A 12155-nucleotide genomic window follows, 5' to 3' on the forward strand; every position below is an offset into this window, starting at 1 on the left:
CCCATGCCCCATGCCCAATGCCCCATGCCCCATGCCCAATGCCCCATTATTTATGCAAACAACCGAACGCCAAATTATTCAAACTTCTCGGATTGCCACTGTTCATCGTGCTACTGGTGAAACTGATGTCCAAGTTACCATCAACCTCGATGGTACAGGTACTTGTACAGCAGTCACTGGCATTCCGTTTTTAGATCACATGTTGCATCAGATTGCCTCCCACGGGCTAATTGACTTGGATGTCAGAGCTACAGGAGACTGGGAAATTGATGATCACCATACCAACGAAGATGTAGGCATTACCTTAGGACAAGCTTTGAGTAAAGCATTAGGTGATAGAAAGGGTATTGTCCGTTTTGGAAATTTTCTTGCACCGTTGGATGAAGCTTTAGTTCAGGTAGCACTAGACTTTTCTGGTCGTCCTCACCTCAGCTACGGCTTGGAAATTCCTACTCAACGGGTGGGAACTTATGATACCCAACTGGTGCGTGAATTTTTTGTGGCGCTGGTCAATCATAGTCAAATGACCCTGCACATTCGCCAACTGGATGGCATTAATTCCCATCACATCATTGAAGCAACATTTAAAGCTTTTGCTAGAGCAACGCGGATGGCGGTGGAAGTTGATCCCCGCCGTGGTGGTATGATTCCCAGTTCTAAGGGTGTTTTATAAATATAGTCAAAATTACGTGGTAAAGGTCATACTGAGAGTGCCAATTAGCAACTAGGTTTGCCATAATTGACAAACCTAGTGGCGATCGCTCTTATTAGACCATTAGGCATCTAGCAATTAAATATTAATTGCAATCACAAATGTAATTTTGGTAATTAAACCGAGATGAAGTCTGTTGCAGACACCCCTGATTCTCACCCCCATACTATAGACACTCCACCAGTAGTCCTCACTTCTGAGTTGCGAAAGGTCTACCATACTGGCTTTTGGCTAAATCAAAAAGTGGTATCCCTTAAAAGCTGTTCTTTAACGGTTTATAAAGGGGAAACTTTTGGTTTACTAGGGCCTAATGGTGCTGGTAAAACAACGCTGTTAAAATTGTTATTGGGGATTATTCGCCCCACATCAGGACGGGGATTGCTGTTTGGTAAACCGCTGGACGATCGCCATATAAAACAACACATTGGCTACCTCAGCGAAAATCCCTACTTGTATGACTATCTCACAGGCTGGGAATTTTTGCAGTTAGCTGCTGGTCTATTCCAAATTCCCCAAAGTTTACAACGTCAACGCATTCCTCAACTACTGGAATTAGTAGGTTTATCTCTAGCTGATGCTCGCAAAAAGCAGATGCGTCGCTATTCTAAAGGTATGCTACAGCGTGTTGGTATGGCACAAGCATTAATTAACGATCCAGACTTGATATTTTTAGATGAGCCAATGTCTGGTCTAGATCCGCTAGGACGCTACCAAATGCGGAAAATTATTTTATCTCTAAAAGCCGCAGGCAAGACGATTTTCTTCAACAGCCATGTTCTCAGTGAAGTAGAGCAAATTTGCGATCGCGTTGCTATCCTTTCTCAAGGTGTATTAATTTGCGTTGGATCTCTCGATGAATTATTAGGTAGAGGAGATACATACCAAGTCAAAGGTCAAGGCGGTGATTGGGAAATTCTTAAAAAATGGATACCTAGTCTAATGTTTGAACCTGATGGTACTTGGCAAGGTACACTACAAGAGGACTGCTATGATTTTCTTGCAAGTCTCCGCTTGATGGGAGGGCATATCATTTCTATGAACTTATCTCATCACTCTTTAGAAGAGTTTTTTATCCAAAAAATACAACAACAAAATAACTCAGCTACCTAAATATTCCTCCTAGATGCTTATTTTGTAATACCAATATTCCGTAGAATTGCACATTACTAAATACTTGAAGCCTATGCTCGATGAAGGAAATAAAATGTGCAGCTTCAAAGAAAATTAGTATAAATTTAACCAATAAATTCATGATTAATTTATACAAAAATCTACAAGCTCACGTATTTGTTAATACTAGGAAATCAGAAAACTCTAAAACTTAGCCAGAATTTAAGTGAGTTTACATATAATAATCGGATAAATTTGTGTGCTTCACTAACCCCATTTGCCTGGGTCGGGCTAACTCCCCTACAGCACTGGATTGACCGCGCTAGCTCACCTTTTGCCTATTTTCTAAGCTCTACGAATAAATTCAGGAATCAAACCAAATTTTTATATACTGGATCAAAGCTTTAAAAGGAAGATTTATAATTGCAAATAAATATTTTTTGATTTATATGATATATTTTTCGGATATATATCCAAAATAGAGTTTTTTTGCTGCTTTTTGTTTGTGTCAGAAGAAACATTATTAAGGTAATTAATGCAACAATTAAAACAAAAAATGCTGTTTATATTTGTAGCTAGATAAACTTTAAGTTAACTTTACTAAAAATTCAAACTTAATAAACAATATGCCTCCGGAAAATCAGAGTTTTCTAGGAAAATAAGAATGTCGGGGAACTTGAATACTTAAGTATAGTCAAGATAAAAATGTTTAGACAATACTTTACCAATCTTAGTCTCAGAGCCTCAGGTAAATATGCTTAACAAAGGTTTACTAAAATTTTTTACCCAACCAGTTGTGGGTGTGGCTTTATTAACAGCTTTTAATGCTGCCGTTCCTTCTGCCAGCCTAGCTCAGGGACAACCAGTAGTACCAACGAGGCAACCTGTATTTCCTAGTACGCAACCCGTATTTCCTAGTACACAACCAGCATCACCAAGTGTCCAAACCCAAGTAGATACAAGTTATCTACTTGGAGGCGGTGATCTTGTTCGTGTCAACGTATTTGAAGTACCAGAATATACAGGTGAGTATCAAATTCCCCCAGGCGGAGCGATTAACTTACCTTTAATTGGCAGTGTACCTGTCTTGGGGCTAACAACAGAACAAGCTGCTGATGAAATTGCCAGAAGATACTCGCGCTTTCTCAAGCGCCCTTTGATCTCAGTTAACCTTTTATCGCCTCGCCCTATCAATATTTTGGTTGCTGGAGAGGTGACACGTCCAGGAGCCTACACTCTCAGCTTGCAAGGAGGCGCAGGGAATAATCCAGGCGTACAATACCCAACTGTATTAGCTGCGCTGACGACAGCTCAAGGAGTTACCTTAGCAGCAGATGTATCTCAAGTTAAGTTAAAGCGTAAAACAGGTCGCTCCTCTGATCAAATTGTTACTATCAATTTAAAAGATATTATCCAAACAGGTGATACAGGACAGGATATTACCTTAAGGGATGGAGACACGATTATTGTGCCAACTGCAACGACTTTCAACGTGGCAGAAGCACGCAACTTATTTGCAGCTAACTTTGCTGCTAGTCAAACCACACCCCGTACAGTAGCAATTATTGGTGAAGTTAATCGTCCCGGTTCATATCTTGTTGGTGCAAATGGTGCAGAAGGACAGTCAGGTGGAGCCACAGCAACAGGAGGTGGACTGCCAACGATAACGCGGGCAATTCAACTAGCTGGAGGGATTACCTCACAAGCAGATGTTCGTAATCTCAAGTTACGCCGACCGACAAGAACTGGCACAGAACAAACTGTAGATATTAATCTTTGGCAGTTGTTACAGAGTGGTGATGTCAATCAAGACATAATTGTTCAAGATGGAGACACGATTGTTATTCCTACAGCAACCGATGTCAATGCAGCAGAAGCTACTCAATTAGCTACCACTACTTTGTCTCCTAATGCTATTCAAATTGGTGTAGTAGGCGAGGTTAAAAGACCAGGAGCTATAGAAGTTCGTCCTAATAGCTCTTTGAATCAGGCATTGCTTGCGGCTGGCGGATTCAACGATTCTAGAGCTAGAAGGTCTACAGTTGATTTGATTAGGCTCAACCCGGATGGTTCTGTTACCAAACGTGAAGTCAAAGTGGATTTCTCTCAAGGTATTAATGAACAAACAAATCCTATACTTCGCAACAATGATGTTGTAGTGGTCAACCGTTCAGGTTTAGCTGAGACTGGGGATAGTGTTGGTGCTGTGGTTAATCCTCTAGGTGGTTTCTTAGGAATTATCAGAGCTTTGTTTGGTTTCTTTTAGATAAGAATTAAATGATGAGTTTGAAGTTGATTTGATTTGAATAGCGATCGCAACTTCAAACTCACAATGAAATTTAATTACCATCTGCTCGGTTTTATCTTGACTGGGCTTAAATAAAAATAATTTCAATCTTAAGTATTAAAATATACATTATTTTTTTATTTTATAATTTATAATAATATACTTATTAATTTTTTAGTCTTAATTTAAACGCGATTTATCGCGTCTCTACATGAGACTTTTTGGCTTAACTCAACAGTATTGCCACCAGTTACACTAAACAGGTAGCCTAAGTAATTTTTATTACGAAATTAATCCTTGCCAGTATCTAATCTAGATGCTTTAATAACGATTGCGTTCTTTCCCCTAGTCTTGACTGTACAAGATACACAAGACAGATGGCGATTAGTCACGAGACATTGCTACTATGTTCGTAAAATTACAGTTTCAAGACATTAGACTTAAAAGTAGGACAAGGTAGTACTATGTCCTTTAAACTAAAATTCCCTTAAAAGCTAACTAAATAGGAGCATCTATGGAGCCACTCATTGCGATAGTCTTAGCACTTATGGGCTATGCCTTAGGATCTGCAAAAATTATTAATGAAGGGAATGAAGCTCTAGTTGAACGTTTAGGGCGATATCATCGCAAACTGACACCAGGTCTAAACTTCATCGTTCCCTTAGTTGATTCCATTGTCATGGAAGATACTACACGAGAGCAGATTTTAGATATTAAGCCTCAGAAAGTGATTACTAGAGATAATGTCTACCTGGAAGTTGATGGCGTTGTCTCTTGGCAGATCACCAATATGGAGAAAACTTTTTATAAAATTGAGGATATCCAAATTGCGCTGGCCAACTTGTCAACAGTGGAACTCCGTGCATACATTGCTGATAGGTCTTTATCGGAAACTATTTCTTCTAGAAATGAAATGAATCAATCCTTGTTGCAAGTTTTGAACCAAATCAGTGCAGAATGGGGAGTTAGAATTCTGCGAGTAGATATTCAAAGCATTACACCACCTGAGAGCGTACAGAAATCTATGGCAGAGCAACAAGCTGCTGAAATTAGAAAACAGGCAACGATTAGCACAGCAGAGGGAGAGAGGCAAGCTGCGATTAAGAGAGCAGAGGCAACTAAAGAATCAATTCGGATACTTTCTGAAGCTATAAGTTCTAAAGCGGAAACGAAGGAAATTTTGAGATATCTGATGGCTCAAGAACAAGTAGAAGCTAGCCAAAAACTGGGTGCAAGTACCAATGCTAAGATTGTCTTTCTCAACCCGGCATTAACAGAGGGAGCATTAGATCAAATGATTGGAGAAACAGGAACTCATGAAGGTAACAATAATGGGTCTGAAAAAAATTCTCTTTAGTTAAAACTAAATTTCAGTTTGATTATAAAGACTGACGAAATAGCGCATCTGCAACCAACGACACCTCGCCTATTTCTTTAACATCGTGTACTCGTAGTATATCCGCGCCATTAAAAATAGCAGCGCAACATGCTGCTGCCGTTCCCCAGACTCGTGCTTTTGGCTCTGGTTGATTTAAAATCCGACCAATGAAGCTTTTACGAGATGCTCCTACCAAAATAGGGCTATTTAGTGCTTTTAATAAATTCAGGCGGCGGAAAATTTCTAAATTTTGCTCATAGTTTTTAGCAAAGCCAATACCAGGATCAATAATAATTTTATTTGGGTTAATACCCGTAGTAGTAGCGATCGCAATTTGTTGGGCTAAAAAACTAATAATCTCCTGCACCACATCTTGATAATTAGTCATTTGCTGCATTGTCTGCGGTGTTCCCCGTGTATGCATCAACACTATTGGCACATCTAAACTGGCTACCGTTGGCAACATATCTGAATCAAACGTACCGCCAGAAATATCATTGATGATATCTGCTCCAAATTCCACAGAAGCTTTAGCAACAGATGCCCTGGTTGTATCTACTGAAATGGGCACTGAAATTTTTTCTCGTAATACATGCAACACTGTCAATACTCGATTTAGCTCTTCTGCCAGAGTTATTTGTTCTGCCCCTGGTCGAGTTGATTGACCACCCACATCAATAATGTCAGCACCCGCCGCCACCATTGCTTGTGCCTGAGCTAAAGCCGTAGAGGTATTATTAAACTCACCGCCATCACTAAAACTATCAGGTGTGACATTCAAAACGCCCATGAGATAAGTACGCTGTCCCCAATCGAAACAGCGATCGCGAATTATTAATTTATTTAACATAAAGCAGCTTCTAGGTTGCTCAACTCCGCTTAGGAATAGAAGGAGCTAAGGGCACTAGGAAAGTTGGAAAAGCCAAGAAAAAAAATTATTATCGACCAGACCAATACTTCGGCTACGCTCAGTACAATTGCCCAATGCCCACTTGCCCTGAGCGTAGCCGAAGGGATGCCCCATGCCCAATGCCCGATTTTACTGATAGTTGACAATCCGAGCAAAACTTTCAGGTTCCAGACTCGCTCCTCCCACAAGAGCGCCATCAATTTCAGGTTGAGCCATGATTTCATCAATATTATTGGGCTTCACTGAGCCACCGTATTGAATTGAAACATTAGGATTACTCAACTGGCTACGAATTAGACCAATGACTCGATTTGCTTCTTTGGCTTCGCAAGTGTCGCCAGTGCCAATCGCCCAAATTGGTTCGTAGGCAATTACTAAATTATCCTGATCAACATCGATCAGACCTTTGTCTAGCTGACTAATAATCAGTGATTCAGTTTCCCCAGCATCTCGTTGTTGCTTGGTTTCGCCAACACATAAAATCGGAGTCAGACCATACCTTTGAGCAGCTTTCAGGCGCAGATTGACAGTTGCGTCCGTTTCGCCAAAGTATTGTCGACGTTCGCTATGACCGACAATTACGTAACGTACACCACTTTCTGTCAGCATGGGGCCAGAAATTTCACCCGTGTAGGCTCCATTTTCTTCCCAATGGATATTTTGTGCCCCTAGTTGTATGAGGCTTCCATGCAAACTCTTGGATAAAAGATTTAAATCAGTGAAAGGAGGGCACAATACCACTTCTCGCTCTTGGGGCGTTTCCTCCAAGTGGGGCAGAAATCCTCGTAGAAACTCTTGGGTTTCTGCCTGGGTTTTGAACATTTTCCAGTTACCGGCAATAACGATTTTCCGCACAGGTGATTTAGTCAAGTTCTTAACGCTACTAGATGCATTTTTTACTCTACTACTTTTTATGACACTCCTCGCCTATCAAGAGTTTAAATGGCGCTTGGGCAGTGATTCATGTTCTCACTAGCGTACAACTTCCCGTATGCATGAAGGATGTGATCGCCTATGGGAGATTTGGGAAAATGGGACAAGCGTACTTGGAACACCACTGGGGAAATAGGTCAAGTCATTGACAAAATAGAATATTCTGGCGAAGATTAGCATCAAATATGTAAAATGACTAAATTATAAGGATATAAACTTAATTAATTAAAGTATTTTTTTTATAAACCAAAAAATCATGAAAAATAAAATTCATAATAATGATTTAAGCAATCAAAGTTATATGTTTCTAGAAGGTTTGTGCAAGGCGGGGTTTGGGGAATTTCCTATTTCCGTGTTATCTCAATTTCATGTTTTTATTATGAACAAGTTTGGTTATACTCCTCTACCATTAAATGAAAAATGGGAAGAAGTATTAAATCTTGCAGAGGAGATATTTATAGGAGATGAATGAAGTTTAAACGTATTTATAGATCACCTCTTCGTTACCCTGGAGGAAAACAGAAAGATATTCCCCGTTTATCGGAGTTTTTACGCCCTTGTAAAGAATTTAGAGATCCTTTTCTAGGAGGGGCTAATATACTGATTTACGCTTTGGAAAATTCTCTAGCTGATAAATATTGGGGAAATGATTTAAATACATCTGTATTCAATTTTTGGGAACAAGTAAAAATTGATGCGAATGAACTTGCAAATTTAGTTTTATCGCTTAGAGAAGAATATGGAGGAGAACAAGCAAACTGTAAAACATGGCAAGTATTTCGTAAAAAGTTTATATTGAAGCTTAACAAATTACCTACTGATAATCGACTACACAAAGCAGCTAAATTTTTTATTTTAAATCGTAGTACATCTGGTGGTTCTACAGAATGCGGAGGAATGACTCAAGCTGCTTATTGTGAACGTTTTACATTATCTAGTATTAAAACTCTAAAAAATTTAACAACTGTTCTCAAAGATGTCTATCTTACTAATTTAGATTATGAGGAAGTTATAAAAGCACCAGGAGAAGATGTATTTATTTTTTTAGATCCACCTTATTTGTCCGCTAAATCTTCAGGCTTGTATGGAAAGAATGGAGATTTACATAGAACTTTTGATCATGTACGTTTATCAACAATATTAAAAGATTGCAGGCATAATTGGTTGATGACAATTGATAACTCTCCAGAAATTAAAGAATTATATCATTGGGCTGATGAGCAATTAGAATGGGAAAAAGCCTATGGTATGACTAATTTCAATGGACAAAAATCTAGAAGAGGTGCGGAATTAATTATTGCTAATTTTCCGATTAAAAATTCTAACTTTAAAGAACGCTATCTTATATAAGATTAAGTTAGTTATCAATAGATCCAATTAAAATTTACTTTCTGCGTTCAAATGCTTTTGGTAGTACAAAGTGAATTGGATCTATTTTACATTTTATATGTAAGCTATTCAGTTATGCGAACTACCCAAACCATATCTCCATTTCCTCCTTTTTTTGGTCGTCTTTCTGATTTCCATGAATTTCCTTCTTCACCCAATGTTTCAATTAATGTTTGTTTTATACAGCTATTTATTGTATTATTATCGTTTTGTAAATCATCTGGAAGAAAATTTTTAATGAAACCCATCATCACACCCCAAGGCAAGCCGTTACCATTAATTACTTTCTGTTTAAATTCATCGTGTTGTTTAAGTTTTTGAATGGCGGAATTGATACTGTCCACATAAAAATCACCTTTTTCTGGTAATACAGAATCACTGGGTTTTGGTTCTAAAATTTCATCAGTTTCTTCTAAATCTTGAGCATCTAGATTAGATATATTAGGCACTTTTCCATTTAAATCTGCTTTGAGTTTAGTAACAAAAGTCTCAATAAATTTTTTATGATATTTAGGATCTAGCGGTTGTTGATATATTCGCTCAAACGAGAGCGCACGAAAGGAAACAGGATAAGGATTAGCACTCACACTACTCCACATTACTCCTTGACCAGGTAATGGTTCATTCAAAAGGCCACCAAGTAGATCATCACTGAAATGAGAATTAGCCCTTTGTAAACTAGTTAAGTCAGAAGCAGAAAGTAGGTGAAACACAAACCAGTTATCACCTTGGCTAAGTAATTCAACAGGAATACTACCAGGTTGCTGAGTAATCATCACAGCACCCAAATCATATTTTCGTCCTTCTTTGAACCAATCTACAAAAGGCCCATTACTTGAACCACTTCCTTTACTTAGTACACTTTGTGCTTCTTCTAAAACAGCAATAGTAGGAATGGTTTTGGCATCTTTTTCAGTAAACTTATCTTGGTTGTGATTAAATATTTCCTGGAGAATCAGGCTTGATAGAATTAGCCCTTGGTCTCCACGCATCTGTGAAATATCTACTATACAGAGCTTACCTTCTGTTAAGCTTTTGAACAAAAAATCCATAAGCCGACTGTTAGGATCGTGCAAGGTTCTAACAATATAAACTATGTTGCTTAAAGCTGCTCCAGCTTCTGCATCGGATTCATTACTGATATTTAGCAACCTCTTAACCTTGTTTATATCTGCGCTATAGCCATCTTTGTAAGCCAAATCAACAAGTTTTCTCCAATTTTCAAAGGATAATCCCCTAAGTTTACGAACATTTTGTTGTTCTTGTCGCTCTGGTGATAATGCAATACCAATAATACTGGCAGGCGGTAAGCGGCGAATATCAAGTTTGACACCACCTGCAACGAAGGAACCATAAAAGGCGCTAGGAGCCTGACGACGAGTAAAAATTACGAGTTTATCTTGTAAATGTGGGACATCAGTAAAACCCGGTCTTCCATTGTCATCTGGCCAGAAATATTCTCCTTCTGGATCAAATATGATGGTTCCAACTGGGACATCTTGATCGCGTTTCTTTTTAGTAGGTGTCGTTTTATATAGTTCGCTGAACAATAACTTGATTAAGTTAGATTTTCCATAGCCTGCTCGTGCAAATACAAGTGATCTTCGTGAAACTAAATTCTCCACTGGAAAATGGGTAACAATCTCTGGGGACTTAACCTGCATCCAGTCAGCCTTACCCAGCCGTGAATCAGTACCAGCGTAAATAAATTCTCCTAGTGCAAAAAACCCAAGGTCTGCTCCTGGAGCATTGTGTCCTGTTATTTCTCTTAGAATTTCACTACTTGGGAAAGCAACCTTACTACCGACATGAGGAAGGCGGCGGTGAGATGCTACAAACACAAATTTTCCATTTGAATGACGTATTACTCCGAGGACTCGTATATTAACTCGATATTTTACGTATTGCTCACGCAGATCTTCTGGAATTTCTCGATCTTCCGCCATCGTTCTTAGGCTGAAATCTTCACCATGTTCTCTAGTAAGTTTTCCATCTGAGTAGAAAGATGTAATTCTTCCTAAAACTGCTTCATCTTCACTAGCCAGTTGTACTAGAAGGAACTGTCCATGCATAGGAATGCTTTGAAAATCATTGCGGTAAGGCAACACAATATCTGCATGAAATTCAAGCCCTCCTTCGCTGAAACCTCGAAAAATACCTGATATATTTTCTTTAGGGAATAAAGGTGTATTATTCATATCGCAGCATACTCACATCAGATTGAAGTCTAACCCGATCTACAACGTCTTGTTCGGAATGACTAAATGATTTACGGACGGCATTTACAATCAAATCTTCCATCACTTCCATGTCAAAACCCACTAAGGCAGCTTCTTCATGAGCTTTCTGCAAGCATCGAGGATAGAAAGGAACTGGGAAACCATCATTAGCATCTGCTAGCAAATATCCCATGACTTGGGAAGCTTGGTTAAGTTGAGGTAGAAAAATATCAACTGGCCAGATAGGATCATTTAGGCGACTACCAAATCTCACCATGAATAAACGACCACCTACAAACTTTTCAGCTTCACTTCCTGTAGCATACTCTTCCCAAATGTAAGCTTTTTTCTGAATATCTGGCGGTATTTCTACATAGCAGGGATAACCTTGAGTTAAAATTTCTTCTAGTGCAAATGCTAATCTATATCGTGTAAGTACTTTGCTCTTTTTGGAAAAACCAACAATATAAATACGTCTTTTAGTACTACGATAAATTTCTTTGATAGCATCATCAATTTTTTCTAAAAGATCCTTGAATAGTTTTTGAGTGAAAATTTTGCTTCGTAGGAGACCATCACGAACAATTAAAGTATCCGTATTAAACCCTCCTTCCTGAAGCATCTGATATAAAGCAGCCCATTCTGCCAAATCACGATACACTAAAACCCATGAAGGATTTGGATTTTGCTCATCAGGCTTAGGCATCATTGGGCTAAGTTCCCAAAGATTTTTTACTCCCAAATCTTTCATCATTAGTCCCAAAGCTGATTTAGGAGTACTATCTTTATCTAGGTGAGTGATTGATAATTGCTCAGTGTCTGTTGTGGGGGAAGCTAAATCTAGTAACAATTCTCTCCCATAAGAGTCTACAACCCTAACTAATTGAAATAAGTATGGATCAAAATTAACCTTATTGTTTCCACCATCAGCCGCAACAAGAGAAATAGATGTAGTTGTTCGAGGATTAATACGACGCACTTCACTACTCAATGGTTGAATATCGCTGCGTAGTTCTTCTATTACACTTTTATCTGCGATCGCTCTCTCTTCAAGTTTCCTCCGTACATTGTTCAAAGTTTCAGGTGTAATCATTGATGATACTAAGGTTTGTCCATTTAAGTGCTTGTATAAATTTATTTAAACACCAAATAACCCCAATACCTTGTTAAAAATAACTAGGATAAGAAATGGGATGAATTAAAAATCCCAAATGCCA

The 12155-nt window shown here is 38.6% G+C and carries 10 protein-coding genes; 6 read left to right on the top strand and 4 right to left on the bottom strand.

The genetic code is table 11. The annotated features are described in order from the left end of the window. Nucleotides 1-52: 52 nt before the first annotated feature. The 4 genes from hisB (at nt 53) to I8751_RS08380 (ending at nt 5466) form a co-directional block, all read left to right on the top strand. A complete protein-coding gene (hisB, locus tag I8751_RS08365) occupies nt 53-673 on the top strand; it encodes an imidazoleglycerol-phosphate dehydratase HisB (RefSeq protein ID WP_214438805.1) in 621 nt (206 codons plus the stop codon). Between the two features lie 165 nt (nt 674-838). Next, on the top strand, nt 839-1822 hold the full coding sequence (locus I8751_RS08370; protein WP_214438714.1) for an ABC transporter ATP-binding protein: 984 nt from the start codon (nt 839-841) through the stop codon (nt 1820-1822). 754 nt (nt 1823-2576) lie between these two features. Continuing rightward, nucleotides 2577-4088, top strand: coding sequence for a polysaccharide biosynthesis/export family protein (locus tag I8751_RS08375; protein ID WP_214438715.1), 1512 nt, complete (start codon nt 2577-2579; stop codon nt 4086-4088). A gap of 535 nt (nt 4089-4623) precedes the next feature. Beyond that, nucleotides 4624-5466 (top strand): SPFH domain-containing protein, encoded by an 843-nt coding sequence (locus I8751_RS08380; RefSeq protein ID WP_214438716.1) that lies wholly within the window; start codon nt 4624-4626, stop codon nt 5464-5466. A 22-nt stretch (nt 5467-5488) separates the two neighbouring features. Here I8751_RS08380 and folP read toward each other — a convergent pair whose 3' ends face one another. After that, complete coding sequence (gene folP, locus I8751_RS08385) at nt 5489-6337, bottom strand: dihydropteroate synthase (protein ID WP_214438717.1); 849 nt, start codon at nt 6335-6337, stop codon at nt 5489-5491. 189 nt (nt 6338-6526) lie between these two features. Beyond that, nucleotides 6527-7252 carry a triose-phosphate isomerase gene (tpiA, locus tag I8751_RS08390; protein ID WP_214438806.1) on the bottom strand — a complete coding sequence of 242 codons (726 nt, stop codon included), beginning with the start codon at nt 7250-7252 and terminating at the stop codon, nt 6527-6529. A 334-nt stretch (nt 7253-7586) separates the two neighbouring features. Here tpiA and I8751_RS08395 point away from each other — a divergent pair, with 334 nt between their 5' ends. Both I8751_RS08395 and I8751_RS08400 read left to right on the top strand, forming a co-directional pair. Next, a complete protein-coding gene (locus I8751_RS08395; protein ID WP_214438718.1) occupies nt 7587-7802 on the top strand; it encodes a hypothetical protein in 216 nt (71 codons plus the stop codon). Next, nucleotides 7799-8680: a DNA adenine methylase gene (locus tag I8751_RS08400; RefSeq protein WP_214438719.1), complete on the top strand. Its 882-nt coding sequence runs from the start codon at nt 7799-7801 to the stop codon at nt 8678-8680. Before I8751_RS08395 ends, I8751_RS08400 begins: the two co-directional genes overlap by 4 nt. A 104-nt stretch (nt 8681-8784) precedes the next feature. On the opposite strand, the gene I8751_RS08405 is transcribed toward I8751_RS08400, so the two are convergent. Both I8751_RS08405 and I8751_RS08410 read right to left on the bottom strand, forming a co-directional pair. After that, a complete protein-coding gene (locus I8751_RS08405) occupies nt 8785-10917 on the bottom strand; it encodes an ATP-binding protein (RefSeq protein ID WP_214438720.1) in 2133 nt (710 codons plus the stop codon). Further along, the gene (locus I8751_RS08410; protein ID WP_214438721.1) at nt 10910-12031 is read right to left on the bottom strand and encodes a hypothetical protein; all 1122 of its coding nucleotides are present in this window, start codon (nt 12029-12031) and stop codon (nt 10910-10912) included. The genes I8751_RS08405 and I8751_RS08410 overlap by 8 nt, the downstream gene beginning before the upstream one ends. Between the last annotated feature and the right edge of the window lie 124 nt (nt 12032-12155).

This window comes from Atlanticothrix silvestris CENA357, assembly GCF_016056295.1.
Classification (GTDB): Bacteria; Cyanobacteriota; Cyanobacteriia; order Cyanobacteriales; family Nostocaceae; genus Atlanticothrix; species Atlanticothrix silvestris.

What these genes read in the sequence shown, in the direction of transcription:
- hisB (WP_214438805.1), top strand. Translation starts at nt 53, where the DNA reads ATGCAAACAACCGAACGCCAAATTATTCAAACTTCTCGGATTGCCACT.
- I8751_RS08400 (WP_214438719.1), top strand. Translation starts at nt 7,799, where the DNA reads ATGAAGTTTAAACGTATTTATAGATCACCTCTTCGTTACCCTGGAGGA.
- I8751_RS08405 (WP_214438720.1), bottom strand. Translation starts at nt 10,917, where the DNA reads ATGAATAATACACCTTTATTCCCTAAAGAAAATATATCAGGTATTTTT.
- I8751_RS08395 (WP_214438718.1), top strand. Translation starts at nt 7,587, where the DNA reads ATGAAAAATAAAATTCATAATAATGATTTAAGCAATCAAAGTTATATG.
- I8751_RS08375 (WP_214438715.1), top strand. Translation starts at nt 2,577, where the DNA reads ATGCTTAACAAAGGTTTACTAAAATTTTTTACCCAACCAGTTGTGGGT.
- I8751_RS08410 (WP_214438721.1), bottom strand. Translation starts at nt 12,031, where the DNA reads ATGATTACACCTGAAACTTTGAACAATGTACGGAGGAAACTTGAAGAG.
- I8751_RS08380 (WP_214438716.1), top strand. Translation starts at nt 4,624, where the DNA reads ATGGAGCCACTCATTGCGATAGTCTTAGCACTTATGGGCTATGCCTTA.
- folP (WP_214438717.1), bottom strand. Translation starts at nt 6,337, where the DNA reads ATGTTAAATAAATTAATAATTCGCGATCGCTGTTTCGATTGGGGACAG.
- I8751_RS08370 (WP_214438714.1), top strand. Translation starts at nt 839, where the DNA reads ATGAAGTCTGTTGCAGACACCCCTGATTCTCACCCCCATACTATAGAC.